We start from the raw sequence: 18,646 nt of genomic DNA on the forward strand, positions 1-18,646 counted from the left end.
TTCGACGCTCCGCGTGGCGAGGGGCATGGGCCGGGCCACAGCCGGAACAACGATGGAATGTGAGGACAGCCAAGATCGTGCGGTGGCCGCCCGGCACTGGCTGATCGGCCGGCGTCACCGCGGCTCGCCGTGAGCGGCGACGGCGCGGAGACCGGCCAGGTCGAGCACCGCGATGCGCCGGTACCCGGTGCGGGTCAGCCGCTTGGCGCGCAACGTGCGCAGCGCCCGCTGGGTGGTGTCCGTCGCCGCGCCGACCAGGGTGGCGAGCTCCGCGTGGCTCAACTCGACCCCGATGACGAGTTCGTCGTCGTTGGTCCACCCGCAGCTCGCCGCGATCTCGGCCAGCACCCGGGCCAGCCGTACGTGCACCGGAAAGGCGGCGAACTCGGCCCGGCGATCGTTCGCCCACCGCAGGCGCTGGCCGACCGTCGCGGTGACCTGCGCGGCGACGGCGGATCGACGTTCGAGGAAGCGGAGGAAATCCACCTGCCGGATGACGGTGCAGACCACCTCCCCGCAGGTGGTCACGGTCGCGGAGCGACCCTGACCGCTGATCGCCGCGAACTCCCCGACGAGATCGCCAGGCAGGCGGATCGCCAGCAGCCGGTCGGCGCCATCCGCGCTCGTCGTGATCTTCACAAAGCCGCGCCGGATCACCTCGACGTGGGTGTCCCGAGCTCCTTCGGTCAGCAGGCGGCGGCCGGGCGACACCGTACGGGTCACGCCGAGGGCCAGCAGGTCTCTGCGGTCGGCGGGAGCGATCCGGTCCAGGAACGATCCTTCCGCCCACACCGCGTCGACGTCCAGCGGTACGGCAGCCATGACCGGGCCTCCTCGGGGGTGGGGCCGGACGAGATCCCGTCCTTCCCCGGAATACCGCTCACCGGGCCGGGATGCAATACCCGCAGAGGACCGGTTCCGTTACCTGCCGAGGGGAGTTGACGTGGAATCCCATCAATGACAGTCGTACCACGGCCCCGCGTCTTGAATCGGTGGCCTACCGGGCGCGCGCCCGGTAGGCCACCGATCCGTCCGTCTGTCCGTCAGATGTTTGACAGATGACCCGCAGGGCGGTGCGGCACGGATCGGAGGGATATGGCTACCTGCGACCCGTCGACCGAGCGCCTTCGGGCGGTGGTGGAGCCATGAGCGAGCCGCCGGCGGCCGGGGAACCGCCGCCCGGAGGCCTGTCGCCGGAGCAACGCAAGCGCCTGCGACGGCTCTTCGAGCGGGAGTTCGGCGAGGCGTGGCGAGCCGCCGTCGCGGCCGGAGCCGACTCGGCCGCCCTCGCGGAAGCCGCTGCGCACCGGGTACGGAAAATGTTGTCACTCGCTGCCGTCGGCGACGATACGGAGCACCTCGTCGACGATCCGCCGAACGGTCCGGTCATCGGCGAGCAGGACTGACAACCGTTCCTCCGGCGCCGGCACACCGTCCGGCGTACGGTCCATCTGCTCGCTTCCAGTGCCAGCACCGAAGACGACACCGAGCACCTCCACCACCGCGTGGGCCGGGTCCGCGCCAGCGCGAAGACGACGGCTGATCAGCTCCACCGCGGCGGCGGCAAGATCGGCGAGGTGGGCCTCGTCGCGCTCGTGCGAGCCGATCACGACCAACGGCCGGAGGCCGGCCGCCCCGTCGGCGGAGACGGCGAGCGCGGGGGCGTACTTGCGGCCGAGCGGCCGCTCCACGTAATCCGCGTACCACCGGGGCCGCCGCCGCATCGCGGCGAGCACCCGCTCGATCTCCATGGACAGCATCGGGTTGCCGGTCAGGTCCCCGGTGGCGACCTCCCGTCGGAGCGCCCAGCTGTCCAGCGGCCACAGCTGCGTCCCGGCGGTCGTGGGCACGCCGACCCAGGTGAGGATCTGCACGGCCAGTTCGGTCAGCCAGGGGTCACCGCCGAGTTCCGCAGCGAGCCAGGCCGGAACCCGGGGCCGTTGCAACGCGCCCCGTTGACCGCGCCGACGGCGGTGACCATCCACAGTGGCCGCGGTGAGTCGGGCCGAGGACCACCGCTCGACGTCGACGATCGGCACCTTGGCGTTGGTCAACAAGTCGGACACGACGGCCTCGACGTCGTCGTGGTGTCGGTCGAGGCAGTCGTCGGCAAGCTGCTCTACCGAGTTCGCGCAGAGCCAGTGCCCCCGTCGGCGCTCCACGGGGCGGGTCACCCGGGCGAAGACGATCGGCCAGACGATCGCGTACGCGGCTCCGCTGAGCCGGGCGCGGACCTCGGGCGTCGCGGACGCGACCACGTTCGCCAACTCGCCGCGGCGGGCCAGGTCACGCAGGTCGTCCACGGCGATACGGGCGCAGGGCTCCCGTGGCGTGCACGTTGCCTGCCACGGCTTCGTAACCTCGACGGCCCCATCCGAAGGGCGCCGCACGGTCGGATCATCCACTTTCGTCATCACGCCCCCTCCCAGAATGCGGAATGCGGAATGCGGCACGTCGTCTGCGATCTGCAAATTGCGCCCGAGAGCTTCCGGCGCTTGCCAACAACAATGTGGTGGGTGGGCCGGGAAGGCGAGCCCTCACTCGTCGAAGAAGCGGATCGTCGTACATCGCTGACGAATCCGCCGAGTCGTGTCGGCCCTCCTGTCGACCCAGGCACGTCCGTCAGGGCGACCGACGCCCGTTCGCGACCCGGCCGAACGGCGGCTCGGCACCCGGTTCGAAATGTGCTATGACCATCCATTGTCTTCACCCGCATGACGGGGATCGATCCCTTGTTCTCTGAGGCGGCGACGTGACGCGTCCATCCTCGTGCGCAGGGGGCATCGACACTGGCCAGAAGATGTCCCTTTCCCTGGCCAGATAATGGTCGTGGGCGGGATACTCAGCGCACTACAGGACCACGTGCCCGCTGGAATGCCGGTAGCCTCCGCACGGTCCTGACGGACCATTCAGAGAAGAGGAGAGGGCCGTGCGTCCCGGCAACGACACCCGTACCTCCGACCAGCTCCGACAGGAATTGCTGGACCTCCGCCGGGGTCCGGGCCTGCAGAGCAGCCCGCTGCACCGACGGCTGGGGCCGCGGCTGGCCGACCTCTGCGGCGTCTCGCCGGCCGAGCCGGAATCGGCGGTACGAGCGAAGGTGCGCGCCACCCTGCTCGCCCTCTCCGCCGACCTGCCCGGTGACCTGCGCCGGGCCGTCGTTCTCGCGTACGCCCTCGATCCCGTTCACGACTATCTCCGGCTGGACCGCCGCACCGACCAACTCGCCCGTGAGTTGTCGGTCCAGCAGCGCACGGCCCGTCGCCGGATCGACGAGGCAGTCGCCCGGCTGGTCCGCGCCGCCGTACCGGAAATCCCCACCGACCCGACCGACGCCGGCCCCGGCTGGCACCTGCGCGCGATGAATGCGCTGCTCCGGCTCGACACGTTGACACCGGAGCTCTACGAGGCGCGCAGCGTCGTGGCCATCCGCCCGATCGACGAGCTGACCGTGCAGTTCAGCTTGCCGCGCCAGCCCAACGACGATGCCCGGGAGCACGGCGTGCACGCCGACGTGCTGTTCGGCGCACGGATCCGCGAACTGACCCGGCACAACTCGGGCCAGTACCTCCGGCTCACCCTCGCCCTGCCGAGGACGCTGGAACCGGGCGAACGGCACGACCTCTGCCTGCACTACCGGCTCCCCGAGGGGCAACCGATGCGGGAGCACTACGTCTTTCAGCCGCTGGCGCCGTGCGCGCACTGCACCGTCCGGCTGCGGTTCCCGACCGGCGGTGGGCCGGCGACAGCCTGGCGGCTCAACGGGGTCCCGCCCCGCGCGGTCGACGAACGGACACCTGGTCCGGACCGGCTGCGACCCGACGCCGTCGGCGAGGTGACGTCGGCGTTCGACGGGTTGCAGCAGGGCTACGCGTACGGGATCGCGTGGACCTTCGCCGATGGTTCGCACACCTGAAGCCCGCAGCCGCGTCCGGTGCGCCGCGGCTGTCGTTTCGACGGCGGTCCGTCAGATCAGAACGTGGCGAGTTTTTCCGCTCGGCTTCGCGCCGGCAGGTTCTGGGGCTGGCACCTCGTCCGGCGTTCTCCGCCGAGACCCGGTCCGGAGCTGGGCACTGTGCATGCGACGTTGCAGCCGCGGGGGCTCGTCGAGACCGACGGGGTCATCGTCGCGGCCTGGTGGGTAGGCGACGGGCCACCGCCGGCGGCCGGCGCCCGCGTCCGTCGGCGGCCAGACCCGGGCGGGCGCTGGCTGGCGGAGGCGGAGGTTGGACCATGAACCCCTTTGCGCTGTTCGAGGAGGACAGCGACGGGCCCGACGAAATCCCCTTCATCACCGACACCCACCGGCGTCGCTTCGTGGCGCTCCTGATCGACACCTCCTGGTCGATGGCGGCCACCCAGAGCAACGGCGTACGCGCGATCGACGCGCTCAACCGGGAACTGGCGCGGTGGTTGCCCAACGTACGTGCGGAAGGGCGCGGACCACTCCGGGACGTCGAGTTCCTGGTGATCACTTTCGGCGCGGGCGGGGTAGGCGTGGTCTCCGGCAACGGGACCCCGTCGGCCGAGGACGACGGCGCATTCGTACCGGCATCGCGGCTGGAACTGCCGACCCTGGTCGCGGGGGGCGCCTCGCCGATGGTGGCGGCGGTGGACCTGGCCCTCACCCTCGTCGAGCAGCGCCGCCAGCACGTCCAGGCGGTGCACGCCCAACAGACCGGTGGGCCTCGGCTGATCCTGGTCAGCGACGGCGCCCCGACCGACGAGGAGGGCAACCCCACCGACGACTGGCGGCCTCTCGCCCGGCGGTTGGAGCAGTGGCGGTCGACGCGGCGGATGCAGCTGTTCGCGTTCGGCGTGCCCGGGGTGGACGACGAGGTGATGCGGGCCCTCGCCACCCCGAGCGGCTACTTCCCGCTGGACGACCTCGACCTGCGGAAGCTGCTCGACCTGATCCTGGTGGCCACCTCCGACCACGTCGACTTCGAGCGGGTGCGCAGCCAGGTGTACGGAGGCGACCTCCGGTGACAGCGCGATGGTCGGTCCTGGGCGGCAGCGCCGCGGGTGGAGCGCACGTCCGGGCCGGGATCAGCGGCCAGGACGCGTACGCGGTCCACGAGGTCGACGGCACGCTGCTGCTGGTCACGGCCGACGGTGCGGGCAGCCGCCGCTGCGCCGGAACCGGCGCGTCCCTGGTCGTCACCCTGGCAGTGCAGCTGCTCGTCCCGCTCCTCGGCGACCGGCCACTGACCTCCGCCGCCGCCTGGTCCGGGTGGCTCGACCTGGTGGGAGAGCGGCTGTTCCGCCGGTTCCGCCGTGCGGCGCGAGCGCTGGCCCGAGCCGTCGGTGGGATCGAGCCGGACGACCTGGCCACCACCGTGACCGTCGTGGTCGCCCGCCCGCCGTGGGTCGCCGTACTCGCCGTGGGCGACGGCCTCGTGGTGGTCCGGGCCGCCGGCGGCCACCTCGACCTGCTGCTCGCCCCGCCCGGCGGCGCCGACCGGCAGCCCGGCGCGACGACGCTCCTGCCCAACGCCCGTGCCGGAGAGCAGGCGCGTCGGCTCGTCGCCCGACTGCCCGATCTCACCGGGCTCGCCGTATGCACCGACGGTCTCGACAGCCTCCTCGTCGAGTACGACGGCAGCCGACCCCGCCAGCCGGGCGCGGCGGTCTTCGCGCAGCTGTTCACGCTCGTCGATGGTGCCGAGACCGACCCGTCGACGCTGGTCCGGCTGCTCAACGGTCGGCGGGTCAGCAGCCTCACCGACGACGACCGAACCCTCCTGCTGGCGGTGCCCCGATGAGCCTCGACGTGTGGCTGACCGGCCCGCAGGGCCAGCAGACGGCCGACACCCTCGACACGCCGGTCGGCTCGGTGGGGTCGCAGGGGCAGGTCTTTCGGCTGCGGCTGCGGCCGGACACCGTGGTGAAGGTCCTGCACCGCGCGGACCCGGAGGAGTTGGCCGTCCGTACCCGGGTCATGCTCGCCGAACCGACCGGCTGGACCGTGCGCTCGGGGCGGCCCGTGGTGGCCTGGCCGAGCGCCGCCGTGCACCGGCGTGACGACGGGCGGCTTCTCGGCTACGCCGCACCGCTGCTCGCGCCGCCCCGGTTCGCGCCGCTGCCGCTGCTGTTCAACCCCGCCGTCCGGGCCCGGATGCTGCCCGGCGCCACCTGGGCCTGGTGGCTGACCCTGGCGGAAGACCTGGCCCGGCTCGTCCAGTCTGTGCACGCGCGTGGGCACCTGATCGGTGACCTGGCGCCCGCCAACATATTCGTCTCCGCCGGCGGCGGCGTCTGCCTCATCGACGTCGACGGTTGGCAGTTGCACGACCGGACGACCGGGAAGGACCTGCCGTGCCCGTTCTCGCGTCCGGAGTACACCGCGCCCGAGGACCTCGGACGTTCGGGCCAGCGGCGGGAGGCGGCAAGTGACAACTGGGCGCTGGCGGTGCTGACCGCCCAACTGGCCTGCCTCGGCTTCCATCCCTACGGAGGTGTACGGCCAGGGGCGACCGGTCCGGTCGAGGAGGTCGACAACGTCCGGCTCCGCTGTTGCCGGCTGCTCGGGGCGGACGTCCGGTCACCGGTCAGCGCGGTACCGCCGCAGGCGCTGCCGGCCGTGCTGCTTCGCCGGCTCACCGAGGCCCTCGACGTCGGGTACGACGCGCCGACCGCGCGGCCCGGCCCGCAGTCCTGGGCCGCCGTGCTGGCGTACCTGCGGAACCAGCTCGTCGGCTGTTCCACAAGCCCGACCCACGTGTTTTCGCGCGAGCACCGCGACTGCCCCTGGTGCCGGATGGTGGCAGCTGGCGCACCCGATCCGTTTCCGGGGAGCGGACGATGACCACGACCATCGAGATCAGCCGGGTCGCCGACCGGACCGCCGTGCTCGGGCCAGGTCTGCGCGCGGTGATCTGGGTACGGGGATGTCCCTTGCGCTGTCCTGGCTGCGTCGCGCCGGAAGACCTGCCCTTCGTCGGAGGGGTCACCCGCACCATCGACGACCTGGCCGGCTGGCTCGGCGGTCTGCCGTCCGACATCACCGGGCTGACCCTCTCTGGCGGCGAGCCGATGGCCCAGGCGGCCGGGCTCAGCGCGCTCGTCGAGCGGATTCGCGCCGACCGCGACTGGTCGGTGATGTCGTTCACCGGATGGACCGTGGAGCACCTGCGCCGGCAGCAAGACGCCGATCAGATCCGGCTGCTGGGCCAGCTCGACATCCTGGTGGACGGCCCGTACGTGGCCGCCCGCCACGCCGACCTGCTCTGGCGCGGCTCGACGAACCAACGGCTGCACTTCCTCACCGACCGGCACGCGCCGTCGGTGCAGGACACGTCCGCAGGCATCGAGCTGCAGCTGGCGGAGGACGGCGTCCAGTGGGTCGGGGTCCCTCCGGTGCCCGACTTCCGTGCCGGGTTCGAGACCGCCATGCGGGCTCAGGGCGTCGAGATCGCGCCGTTCACGCCCACCAACCCCACCGACGAGGGAGGCCGATAATGTCCGGCAGTCCGAAGTACACGACCGTCGCGTTCGACGTCGCCCGCCGTGAACAGTTGGCGGCCGCCCGGCGGCGGCGCGAGGAGGACCGCCGGCGGCGGCGGGAGGAGCACCGCCAGCGACGTCTCTCCGCCGGTATCCGGGCCGCCGAGGCACGCCGTGACGCGCTGACCGCGCGAATGGGCGAGCTGGTGGGCATGTCGCGTGGGTTGCCCCAGCATGCCCAGGTGACTGCGGCGACCGACCAGGTCGTCGGCCTGCGCCGCCCCACCGACGAGGCCGGGCTGAGCCGAATCGGGCGGGAGTTGCGGGGTGCCGAACGACGTGCCGATGAACTCACCGTCGCGGTGTCCCGGGAACTGACCCGGCAGGAGCAGAGCCGGGCGGTGGAACTGGCCGTCGCGCCGCTGCGCGGGCTTACCGACGGGGCACAGTTCGACCCGGTGGGACACCGGACCATCGCGGCGCTGCTGGACGACACCAGGCGGCGCGCGGGGGACGCGCGTGGCTTCTCCGACCTGCACCAGCGGCTCGGCGAGGCGGTCGGCGCACACCTGGAGACGGTCCGCGACCGGCAGGCGCACCTGCTGCGCCTGGCCACGGAGACCGACGAGCTCTCCGCCCAGCTGGTCGACGTGCTGGCCGACGCGGCGGCGGCGGGCCTCGCGGTGGCCGAGGAATCCGCGCTGCGCGCCGAGCTGACCGGTCTGCGCCAGGAGGCGGCCGGCGGCCACGTCGACCGGTGGGAGCGGCGCGTCGCCGGCCTGCGCGACCGGGTCGCGGCAGTGACCGCGGCGACTGACAACCGACTCGACCAGCTCGACCGGATGGCCCTGATCGTGGAGGCAGCCAGCGCCGCGCTGCCGGCAGCCGGCCTGCGGGTCGTGCCGGACAGCCTGGCGGAGCGCGCCGACGCCGTGGTCTTCGTCGCCGAACGCGCCGACGGCTCACCCGTGGAGATGACCGTCTACGCGGGGGACGCCGACGGCAACCGGTTGGAGTACCGCACCGCTGGCTCCGACATCGTCGTGGAGAACGCGGTCGGCGGGGCGATCTCCCGCTGTGACCTGACCGAGGAACTGCTCGAACGCTTCCACGCCGAGCTCGCCGACCAGGGGGTGGCGACCGACGGCCTGCACTGGGAGGGCAAACCCGGCCAGCCCCGGCCACCGGCCGTGGAGGCGTTGCGCCGGCCGGCGCACGACGACCGGAGCCGATCGTGACCGGCGCGTCGCCGGGTCGGCCCACCGCACCGCCGGCGGCGGCCTGGTTGGAACGGGTCACCGCCGAAATCGCCAGGGGCCGGCACGTCGTCATCCACGGCAATGTGCGCGACCTGGTGCGCTGGGACCGCTCGTTCCACCCGCTGCGCACCGCCGTCTCCGGCCTGCTGTCGATCTTCGGCTACCAGCTGACCGGCTACTTCGATCCGGTCGACGGGCTCAGCTTCGGCAACGCGGACGACCAGCGGGAGTTCCACCGACTGCTGGTGGATCCGAACGTCGGCCGGCCCGCCGCAGGCGATCCGCCCGCCGGCGCAGACCGGGCCGGAACGGTGCGGAGCCGGCTCTCCACCGTGCTGCGGGACGCGCCCACGCCGGCTCTGACCAACCCGTACGACTCGCTGGCGGCGATCCGGCGGGTGCTCCGGCAGGCCGGCACCTCGTCGGCGTTCCTCATCGACCAGGCCGACCTGATGCTCTCCCCGCCCGAGCGGGGCGGCGACGCCGAGCGACGGCTGCTCGGCACGATGGCCAAGGCGATGACCGAGGCGGCCCAGACCGGCAAGCTGCGTAATCTGCTCGTGCTGGTCGCGGACGACCTCGCAGCCCTGCCGGCCTGGCTCTACCGGGACCGCCCGTACGTCCAGGTGGTCGAGGCGGCCCTGCCGACCTTCGACGAGCGGCACGTCTACCTGCACCAGCAGGCCCGCCACTTCCACCAGGCGGCCACCGCCAAAAAGGCCCCGGAAGACCTGCGGGTGCTGGCCAACCTGAGCGAAGGCATGGCGATCAGCGAGCTGGACGGGCTGTGGCGGATGAGCAACCTACAGGAGATCCCGCTCGACGAACCTCGGACGCTGATGAAGCGCACCCTGTTCGGCCCGCGCCAGGACCCGTGGCGCCGGGTTCGCGACCGGCTCGCCCGGTTCGGGCCGATGGCCGGTGAACGGGTCATCGGCCAGCCCGTCGCAGTCGATCGGGTCCGACGGGCGCTGACCTCGGCCACCGTCGGCATCGACTTCGTCGCCGACCCGCACAACGCCGAGTCCCGACCCAAGGGCATATTCTTCTTCGTCGGGCCGACCGGGGTGGGCAAGACGGAGCTGGCCCGGACGCTCAGCGAGTTCGTCTTCGACGACGAGACCGCACTGGCCCGCTTCGACATGTCCACCTTCGCCGAGGCGCACTCCGCGGAGCGGCTCACCGGGGCGCCACCCGGATATGTCGGCCACGAACGCGGGGGTGAACTGACCAACCGGGTGAGCCAGCGCCCGTTCAGCGTGCTGCTCTTCGACGAGATCGAGAAGGCGCACGCTTCGGTGTTCGACAAGTTCCTCCAGGTGCTCGACGATGGTCGGCTCACCGACGCGCTCGGCAACACGGCGTACTTCTCCGAGACCATCATCATCTTCACCTCGAACCTGGGCGGCGCCGAGACGTACGGTTGGCTCGACGGCGGTGAACTGCCCGACTACGAGAAGGTCAGCGCCCATTTCGAACGCGCCGTGCGCGACCACTTCACCACCACCCTGGGCCGGCCGGAGCTGCTCGGCCGCCTCGGCGGCGGCATCACAGTGTTTGACATCCTGCGGCCCGAGTTTGTCGATCAGATCGTCGGTAAGCTGCTCGCGCAGCTGGTCGCCAGCGCTCACCGTCAAGGGGTCCGACTGACCCTCGACGACCAGAGCGTCGTTGCCCGGGTGCAGGAGGTGATGCGCCGGCCGGAGGCGCTGCGGCTGGGGGTGCGCAGCATCCGTGACGTCCTGGACCGCCTGGTGCGAGAGCCCCTGGTCGAGCACGTCTTCGCCAGTCCCGGGCAGGTGGCGCTGCGACTGTCGGTGCAGCCGCACGGCACCGTGATCCGCGCCGGCTGAGTTCAGCCGGCCCGGCTCTTGGTCGGCTTGGGCTTGGGTTTCGGCTTGGCGGGAGTGGGCGACGGCGTGGGCGGGGGCGCCGGTGTGGCCCGGTCCCGCAGCGGCGCCAAGAAATACGCGACGACCTGCCCGGCCTGCTCCCAGGCTCCCCTGGTGTACCCGTCCGCGGCGGGCGATACGACACCGGCGGCCAGCGCGGCCAGCAGCGCGCCGAGGAGCACCAGCCTTGCCGCCCGGTGACCGGGCGGCAGCCCTCCCTGCCCCTGCTCAGCCAAGACCGCTCCACTCTCTGGTGAGGATCCAGTTCGCCGGCCCGAACCCGCCGTCCGGGCCCGCATCCCGCCCGGACACCAGGAAGTAGCGCACCTCCCGGAAGTCCCGTTCGACAGCCAACACGAGGTTGTTCAGCCCGTTCTCCCGCAACCAGGTTCGTACCGCGGCGGGATCGTCGGGACCAGCGGACATCTTCTCGAGCAGGTCCGCCTTGGACACCACGAAGGCGAGCCGCCGACGGCCGGTGGGGACGCCGAACTCCTGCAACCGCTGCACTGTCGCGTTGTAGGCGTCCTCCGGGTCGTAGGTCGCCGGGTTCGCGACCGCGAAGATCTCCGGCGCCCCATGAGCGAACTCGTCGCGCACCCGACGGACCGAGAACGGGTCGAGTACGTAGATCAGGGAACGCGCGTGGTCGAGGTACGCGAGCCGGGCATTCTGCTCGCGGTCGACCAGGTTCTCGCCGGCCGCGTCGAAGAGGTGCACCAGCGCCACCCGTGGCCCTCGGGCCAGCCGGAGGGTGACGGCCACCGGCGGGCCGGCCGCCTCGGTCTTGGCCGGCGATGCCCCCTCGCGCATCAGCCGCGCGTACACCTCGTGTTGTTGCCGGCTGTGCTCGTCCGGTAGGGCCACCGCGACGCCGACCCGCTTCGCGGACTGCTCCAGGCCCGCCAGGGCCGACATGATCAGCTGGGTCTTGCCCGCCGAGGCGGCCCCGAACACCGGCATCCGTACGTCGGTGACCACTCCGGCGCCCGGCAGCAGTGCTTCGGTGCAGCTGGGGCAGCAGGCCTCCAGTTGGTGGCTGAATGCCGCGCGCAGGACGGTGGTGGGCAGTAGGACGCCGCAACCGCAGCGCCGCCACAGCACGCCCAGCCGCCCGGGACGCAGATCCCGGTGCAGGTCCGCGCCGGTCAGCCGGTCGCCAGGCGGGTGCGGTCCACGGCAGCGGTACGCCGGGACCGCCGCGAGCTGATGGCAACGCCGGCAGCTCGCCCGCGCGCCGAACACCGTCTGCCAGCCCGCGTCCAAGCCCCGCAGCAGCAGAACCACCGGTACGCCGACCAGCCAGGCGGCCGCCGAGACGCCGGCGGTTACCAACCCGGCGCCCAGCACGCCGGCCACCACGCCCACCGTCACCCCGGCCTGCGAGGCGAGGACCGGCACGTAGAACGGCCACCACCACCTCAGTCGGTGGGCGCGGGCCCACCGGTAGGGCCGGACCCAGACCGCACGGGTGATCAGCCGCACGCGTTCCACAAGCGCCCGGGCGTCGAGCAGCACCTGAGCGGCGAAGTACTGCGGCCAGGCCCAGTCCCGCCGGACGAATGCCGGCGCCACCCGGCCCGCCAGCGTGCCGCCGTGCACATCGTCAGGTGTGCGTACCCGAACCCAGGAGGCGCGTCCGACCAGCACGACACCGGCGACCCCGAGGACCACGGCGGCCCCCGCGACCAGGCCACCGAGCGCGGCGAGGTTGGCCAACGGCAGGGCGACGATGAACAGCAGACCCAGGCTGAGGGTGAAGTGCAGAAGACGCCCGAGGAGTCGCACGGCTCACCGGTCCCGGAACGGATGGGCGAGACGGTACCTGCGGCGACGACCGCTGTATTTGTCGGCGAGCCGCTGCCAACCCTTGCGCCAGTCACTGCTGTGCTGGGCGAAGTGCTGGCCGGCCCGTTCGAGCTGAACGTCCGGGGCCCGGGTCAGCCACCGCCCGAGCGCGTGTTCGAGGCGCGTGACCTGCTGCGCGGGGGGCGCGCCCGAGCCGGCGGTCAGGTAGTAGGCGAGCACCGCGGGTGCCTCCCCGTCCTCCGTCGTCAACGCGTCGACGAGCCGGTCGACGAAGGGGCCCAGCAGGGCCGGATGCCGGTCGAGGACACCGTCGAGGCTGAGCAGGGCCACCACCCGGCTCAGCGCCGTGACGACCTCGGCCTGCCGCATCTCCATCAACCGTGCGGGGCAGTCGCGCAGCTTGCGCAGCAGCACCGCACTGCGACCTCCGTGGGGCCGGTGCCGCAGTTCGGTGAGGGCACCGGTCAGCTCCTCGTCCTCTGCCAGCGTCGCCGCGACCCGAGCCGTGGGGGTCATCAGGCCTGAGGCGACCAGCCGGTGGCAGAGATCGAAGAGATCCAGGTCCGCCACCGCCCCGCGGGTCACCCCGTCGGTGACCTTCAAGAAGACCCGGTCGGGCAGGCGGGCGCCCTTCGGAGCGAGGCCGAGCACCAGTTCCAGCTCCGCGCTCGTCGGCGGGGACTGGCTCCACAGCGCCCCCGCCACCCAGGAGAAGTCATCGGGATCGTGCCGGTACGCGGTCAGGTACCGTTCGATCACGGCGTCCCGCTCGTCGCCGTGCCGCACCGCCGCGCCGAGCACCGCCTCCGCCAACGGGTAGTCCAGCGTCTCCAGCCGGGGCAGCAGCGACCGCCACCAACCGTCGCCGACCTCCGCCCGGCCCCTCGGACCGAGCCGAGCGCGATCCTCCAGCACCGACATCAGCCGCTCCTCCAGCCGGTCGCGGCAGGCGAGCCCGGCGGGCCGCACATCCCGGGGGTGATCCGCCCAGTACCTGACGAACTCCTCGGCCGCCCCGGCGATGTCGGACCACCGCACGTCCACCTCGAACCGGGACGCCACCCGCAGCAGCGCCTCGAACCGCCGCGGCGGGACACCGGAGGTGAGGGCTTCGGTGAGGAGCTGCCGTGCGTGGTCGCTGTGGTCGGGGTGCCACTCACCAACCGGCAGCGGGGGCAGCCGACGGTCGGTCACAGCGCCCCGGACGCGGGCGTCCGCCAGCTCGCTGATGATCAGGGCGAGTCGGACATCGGCCGCTCTGCCAGGCACGAGGCCATCACAGCCGACCTCGTCGAGCAGCACCAGCACCCGCTGCGGCCAGCGCTCGGGCGTCTCGGCGAAGAGGTCCGCCACGTCGGGGCCGTACGCGTGGCGCAGCCCCTCCGGCCCGGTGCGCAACCAGCCCACGATGGCCTCGGCGTGCCGGGGCTCGGGAATGCGGTGCAGGATGGCGGCCAGCCCGAGCGCGGCGGCGGACTCCTCGCGGCTGTCGTCGCCGGCCAGCCCGGACGCCGCCGCGACGCCCAGGGCGTCCACCACGTCCCGCGGGTCCTCGGTCAGGAAGAGGTCGACCCACCGGCGGGCCGACGCTGTCGGTTCGATCGGTGTGTGCTGGTGCCGGTGCAGGTCGAACACTGCGTAGCCGAGCGGGTTGTCGATCCGGCCGGCCGGGCCCGCGAACTCCGGCCGGACCGCGACGACCGGCAGGGCTGAGCGTGCCGGGTCGGTCGAGAAGATCTTGAAGCCCAACTCCAACGCCCGCTCGCGGGGCAGCAGGAGGGTGCCCGCGACGAGCCATCCCACGATCGAGGCGATGTCATCACCGACGAAGAGCACGCGCAAACGCCCGGGGCGACCGGCGTCGGCGAGCGCCGAGACCAGCGCCAGCAACGTCTCCCGTCCGCGTGGCTGGTCGAGGACGAAGGCCTGTGCATGCGTGGGGGAGTGGTCGCTCCCCACTCCGTCGCCAAGGCGTACCGGATCCGACTGTGTGGTCGGTGCCGGCGCGCTCGACCAGAACCTGGCCTGGAACAACTGCGCCGGACGCAGGTCGGCGTAACTGGCCGGATCGGTGGTGACGATGGCGTGGGTCAGCTGGTTGCCCTCCCGGGTGCCGTTGGCCTCCCGGCCGAGGTAGAGCCCGGTCGCCGTGGCCAGGATTCCGTTGGAGCTGATGTGCGCGAACGAGGGAGGGTACTGCTCGACCGGCCGCCGGTCGGCCATCCACCGCGACGGCGGCTCGTAGAGCAGGTGGTCCCGGACGAGTGTCTCCGCCGCTGCGGCGGAATCCGCCGACCGGGCCTGGAACTGCAGGCCGGCGTTGCCCTTCAACCCCTGCCCCTGATGGCAGTCGGTGTAGATCAACGTCTCGAAGCGACCGCTCATCGGGCCGCCTGGCGGCGTGGCACCACGTTGAACTCGCTGAGCAGCCACAGCAACGGCTCATCCACCCGGAACGGTTGGACCCCGCGCAGGTCGACCCTGTTCGCGTCATAGTCGGGCTCGGTGCCCAGGGAGGAGACAGCGAAGTAGCGGAAGTTTCGATAGTTGTGCATGAGGTGGGTGTCGATATCGTCGGCACCCCAGTCGTACAGCAGCGCCCGGACGTGCTCGTGGGTCTCCCGCCCGGCCTGCTCGTCGTAGTACGGACCAGACTGCGGGCGGCGGACCAGGGGATGGTCCGCGCCCAGCACGTCGAAGAAGGCGTCGATCTTCGCGAAGACCACCGCCACCGGGATGGAGATGTTCCTGCGGCCACCCAGGCGGTGGCTGATCCGCAGGTTCTCGGTCACCCGGTTGACCACGTCGATGGTGTTGGCGCTCGCGTCGATTGCCGATTCGGGGAGCCGGATCCGGTCCCGCGCCTGCGGGATCGCGAACGGATCGAGGATCAGGATGAGCGCGTCGGCAGCACCGAGGTAACCGAGGTTGTCGACCGTCTCCTGGTCGAGCAGGTCCTCGCCGGCGGTGTCGAAGAACGACAGGAAAGTCGTCTGGTAGCCCGTCACCCGCCGGGTCTGGCGCCAGGCGAACACAATTGGTTCACGCCGGCCGCCCGAAGCCTGCATCGTCTTCTGGTAGAGCCCACCGTCCGGGAACAGCTCGCCGGCCGGGTCGAGGAAGTCCGTGCCGCCGCCTGTCTCGGCCCGAAACTGACCATCGCCGGCCAGTCGCACGTCGGCACCGAACCGTTGCCCCATGCCGCGGCGTAGCTGGTGCGCCAGCACTTTGAGGTAGACGCTCTTACCGGTGTGTCGGGCACCAGCCATGGCGATCAGCGGGCTGCGACCCTCACCGAACGCCGCGGGCAGTCGGCTGTGGCAGTGCGGGCAGACCCGGACCGCTGACTCGCTTCCACAGTGCGGACAGGGGGCGGCGGCCACCGTGCGCAGGGTGCGTCGAGGCCCGGCGAACGACGGCAGCACCAGCTCCTTGATGCCGAGTTCCTGCTCGCGCGCCTCGTCCCACTGCGGCTTGCAGGGCTCCTTCCCCGGCGACCGCCGCCCGGTGCACCGGAACCACGGCCCGCGAGGGTCGATCTTCCCGTAGCAGTACGGGCAGGAGAGGGTCGTCATCTCAGGACACCTTCATTTCGTCGATGGGATCGGTGACTCGCGCGTCGGGCGGTCGGATCACGAAGCAGCGCAGCCAGTACGGCTTGGACAGCCCGGTGGGCAGCGTGAAGGGCAGCTGCCACGCAACGTCCGGGTGCAGCGAGAGTCCGGTCACCCGGCTCACGACCCTGCCCCGCTCCGGTCGGGCCGGCATCGCCACTCCGGACGCGGCCACCAGGAGCAGTTCCACTCCCTCGCACGGCTGGTCGACGTCGACGCTCAACAGTCGCTTGCGGCTGAACAGGCCGCCGTCCCGCCGGATCCGGTAGCCGAACGCGACGGGCACCCCGTCCACCGGCACTGACTCGACGGCGGAGTACGTCTCGCCGCCGGGGCCGCGCTCCACCGTCCGGACCGAGACCCGACCACCGGCGGGACCCACCCGCAGGCGACATCCCGACGCGGTGACCTGGCCCCGGGTCAGCCGCCGTACCGTCGGCGAGCCCTGCGGCGGGGTGAAGGTGACCTCGGCCAGGTTGACCGAGGGTGGCCACACCCACGCCACTGTCACCTCGTCACCCGTGCGGCGGGCGATGAGCTGCTGGACCGGCTCGGTCACCCCGAGCGCGAGGGGTTCACCCACCACTGCGGTGTCCGTCGCCCGGTCCACGGTGAACGGGACGTACACAAACCGGCCACTTGGTACGGTCACCTCGAGCAGGGTTTCCGCCTCCTGCACGATCCGGTCGCTGACCAGCGCCTCGCCGTACCCTTCCATCTCCTCGCGTCGGATCCGGGCGCCTGGTGCCCAGGTGGGGCGCAGCTCGGACCGGCGGACCGACACTGTCCCGCCGGCCGGCGTGAGCCAGGCGAAGTGGGCCGTCGCGGTCTGGGCGTCGACCGCCGTCACGTGGGCGCGCAACCGCTCCACGTGCGACGGTGCGGCGTCCCGCAGGACGGCGCGCGCCACCACGAACGGCCCTTCGACCTCGGCGCCGTGCTCGTCCCGATAGACGGGGACGATGCCGTAGTAGCGGTCGGTGACGCCGTCCCCGGTGTCGTCCGACAGCCCGGCACGGCTCGCGGGCACCGGCTCTCCGTCCTCCGCGGAGGCTGGCGGCCGCCCGAGGGTGCGACGCACCCGGACGCCCTCCGCGGCCGGGTGCGCCCGCCAGGAACAGGACAACTCGTCGGGGCGGACGGACACCCGCACGCCCGTGACCGGCGGGACGATGCGCGTCGCCACGGTGGCCGGGCGCGACCAGTCCCCACCGACGCTGGCGAAGACGCCGTAGTGCAGGGACCGGGCGGGTGGCGCGGCCGGATCCGTCGCCTCGGCCAGCGTGCTCTCGCTGACCGTCTCGCCGTCAGCGGCCGAGCGAGGTGGCCGGTCGGACCGGACGACCCGGTAGCGCACCTCGGCAATCTGCCCAGGCGGGGCCGTCCAGGTCAGGCGAACGCCGGTTTCCATCGACCGTGCCGCCAGACCACGTGGGGGCGGCGGCGCGAGCGCGGCGAGCCGGTCGGCGAGGTCGTCGTCGTCCGCGGCGATCCGTAGCGCCGATCGGAGCAGCCGGGCGGCCTCCTCCTCGCGCTCCGACCGGGTGGCCTCGTCGGCGGCACGCCGCAGTGACTCGACCTCGCCCAGCAGGGTGTCGACCTGGCCGCGCAGCTCATCCCGGTGCGGGTCGTCCAGGGGCAGCACCGCGACGGCCTGCCGGGCCGCGAGCAAGTGCCCGTCGGCGACCAGGTCACGGATCCGCCCCGCCGGCCCGGCGTCCTGGCCGGTGTCGAGCGGCAGGTTGGCCACCACCGAACGGGCGTCGGAGTGCTCCAGCCCGGTGTCGGTGGCGATGCGCACCAGCATTCCGTCGGCGAGCCCTCTGGCCCGCCCCGACCGGAGCCGGTCGACCACCTGGAACAGCGCCAACAGGCGCAGGTCAACACCGTCGGTGGCGGCCCGCTCCAGGAGGCCGAGGGCCTCCTTGCGGTTGCGCACCGCAGCGGCGTCGGCGAGCCGGTTCGCCTCCTGCGTCCGGGCTCGCACCGTGGCGACGTCGAGCGGCACCGCCTCCGCGCCGAGCAGCCGGAACGGCGCACCGTCGGGGTGCACCACCTGGACCACGGTGGGCGCGCCGAGCAGGTCCTGTAGCCGGAGTAGGGAACGGTAGGCGGTGCGCTCCATATCGGGCTCGGTCGGCAGCTCCACCGGATCGACCACGACCAGGCCGGCGCGCCGAACCGCCTGGTCGATCTGCTCGGCGTCCAGGCCCGGCCAGTGCCCGGCGATCTCCTTCAGCTGCGCCTGGGTGATCCGGCCGAGGGCGCCGTACGACTGGGCCAGGTCCCGGGCGAACCGTTCGGACTCCGCCCGCGCGCCGCGACCATGTTCCTCGATCCGTTCCCGCCACCACGACGGCTCGAACATGGACGTGCCGTGCTCGGCCCGCAGCTGCTCGTCCCGGCTGTGCAGCTGCGCGCAGACCCGGGCGGCGGAGTCGACGCCGCTGGAGCGCTGGTTCCACAGTCGACGAATTACCGTCAGCTGCTCCCGCAGCTCGGCCGCGGACATCTCGGTGCTGACCGCGTAGTGCCGGGCGAGATCGGTGGGCGACAGGCCGCCCGGACGGTCCCGCAGTGGGCCGATCACCTCGCGTAGGTATGTGCGCTGGTCGAACGCCATCGT

At 72.3% G+C, this 18,646-nt stretch carries 14 protein-coding genes; 7 read left to right on the forward strand and 7 right to left on the reverse strand.

The features are described 5' to 3' along the window. Positions 1 to 114: 114 nt before the first annotated feature. A complete protein-coding gene (locus MED15_RS19090; RefSeq protein WP_112736465.1) occupies positions 115 to 822 on the reverse strand; it encodes a Crp/Fnr family transcriptional regulator in 708 nt (235 codons plus the stop codon). 503 nt (positions 823 to 1,325) lie between these two features. Beyond that, positions 1,326 to 2,303 (reverse strand): hypothetical protein, encoded by a 978-nt coding sequence (locus tag MED15_RS19095; RefSeq protein WP_181541836.1) that lies wholly within the window; start codon positions 2,301 to 2,303, stop codon positions 1,326 to 1,328. A gap of 626 nt (positions 2,304 to 2,929) precedes the next feature. On the opposite strand from MED15_RS19095, the gene MED15_RS19100 reads away from it, so the two are divergent. The 7 genes from MED15_RS19100 to MED15_RS34815 all read left to right on the forward strand — a co-directional run bounded on the left by MED15_RS19100 (position 2,930) and on the right by MED15_RS34815 (position 10,558). Beyond that, positions 2,930 to 3,916 (forward strand): hypothetical protein, encoded by a 987-nt coding sequence (locus MED15_RS19100; RefSeq protein ID WP_112736467.1) that lies wholly within the window; start codon positions 2,930 to 2,932, stop codon positions 3,914 to 3,916. Between the two features lie 317 nt (positions 3,917 to 4,233). Then, complete coding sequence (locus tag MED15_RS33525) at positions 4,234 to 4,989, forward strand: vWA domain-containing protein (protein ID WP_167457681.1); 756 nt, start codon at positions 4,234 to 4,236, stop codon at positions 4,987 to 4,989. Then, entirely contained in the window at positions 4,986 to 5,765 is a 780-nt protein-coding gene (locus MED15_RS33530; RefSeq protein ID WP_167457682.1) for a protein phosphatase 2C domain-containing protein, read from the forward strand. The genes MED15_RS33525 and MED15_RS33530 overlap by 4 nt, the downstream gene beginning before the upstream one ends. Next, complete coding sequence (locus tag MED15_RS19110) at positions 5,762 to 6,808, forward strand: hypothetical protein (RefSeq protein WP_112736469.1); 1,047 nt, start codon at positions 5,762 to 5,764, stop codon at positions 6,806 to 6,808. Before MED15_RS33530 ends, MED15_RS19110 begins: the two co-directional genes overlap by 4 nt. Then, positions 6,805 to 7,461 carry a 4Fe-4S single cluster domain-containing protein gene (locus tag MED15_RS19115; RefSeq protein ID WP_112697885.1) on the forward strand — a complete coding sequence of 219 codons (657 nt, stop codon included), beginning with the start codon at positions 6,805 to 6,807 and terminating at the stop codon, positions 7,459 to 7,461. The genes MED15_RS19110 and MED15_RS19115 overlap by 4 nt, the downstream gene beginning before the upstream one ends. After that, positions 7,461 to 8,684 carry a hypothetical protein gene (locus MED15_RS19120; protein WP_112736471.1) on the forward strand — a complete coding sequence of 408 codons (1,224 nt, stop codon included), beginning with the start codon at positions 7,461 to 7,463 and terminating at the stop codon, positions 8,682 to 8,684. The genes MED15_RS19115 and MED15_RS19120 overlap by 1 nt, the downstream gene beginning before the upstream one ends. Continuing rightward, positions 8,681 to 10,558 carry an AAA family ATPase gene (locus tag MED15_RS34815; RefSeq protein WP_112736473.1) on the forward strand — a complete coding sequence of 626 codons (1,878 nt, stop codon included), beginning with the start codon at positions 8,681 to 8,683 and terminating at the stop codon, positions 10,556 to 10,558. Before MED15_RS19120 ends, MED15_RS34815 begins: the two co-directional genes overlap by 4 nt. 2 nt (positions 10,559 to 10,560) lie before the next feature. On the opposite strand, the gene MED15_RS19130 is transcribed toward MED15_RS34815, so the two are convergent. Genes MED15_RS19130 through MED15_RS19150 form a run of 5 tightly spaced genes read right to left on the reverse strand, consistent with a single transcriptional unit; the run spans position 10,561 to position 18,643 of the window. Next, positions 10,561 to 10,833 carry a hypothetical protein gene (locus tag MED15_RS19130; protein WP_146763050.1) on the reverse strand — a complete coding sequence of 91 codons (273 nt, stop codon included), beginning with the start codon at positions 10,831 to 10,833 and terminating at the stop codon, positions 10,561 to 10,563. Continuing rightward, positions 10,826 to 12,385 (reverse strand): TRAFAC clade GTPase domain-containing protein, encoded by a 1,560-nt coding sequence (locus tag MED15_RS19135; protein ID WP_112602672.1) that lies wholly within the window; start codon positions 12,383 to 12,385, stop codon positions 10,826 to 10,828. Before MED15_RS19135 ends, MED15_RS19130 begins: the two co-directional genes overlap by 8 nt. 3 nt (positions 12,386 to 12,388) lie before the next feature. Next, entirely contained in the window at positions 12,389 to 14,791 is a 2,403-nt protein-coding gene (locus MED15_RS19140; RefSeq protein WP_112736475.1) for a GTPase-associated protein 1-related protein, read from the reverse strand. Further along, a complete protein-coding gene (locus MED15_RS19145; RefSeq protein WP_112602668.1) occupies positions 14,788 to 15,981 on the reverse strand; it encodes a zinc ribbon domain-containing protein in 1,194 nt (397 codons plus the stop codon). Before MED15_RS19145 ends, MED15_RS19140 begins: the two co-directional genes overlap by 4 nt. Before the next feature lies 1 nt (position 15,982). Further along, entirely contained in the window at positions 15,983 to 18,643 is a 2,661-nt protein-coding gene (locus MED15_RS19150) for a SaeA-related protein (RefSeq protein ID WP_112736477.1), read from the reverse strand. Between the last annotated feature and the right edge of the window lie 3 nt (positions 18,644 to 18,646).

Origin of the sequence: Micromonospora noduli, from assembly GCF_003264475.1 — a bacterium.
Classification (GTDB): Bacteria; Actinomycetota; Actinomycetes; order Mycobacteriales; family Micromonosporaceae; genus Micromonospora; species Micromonospora noduli.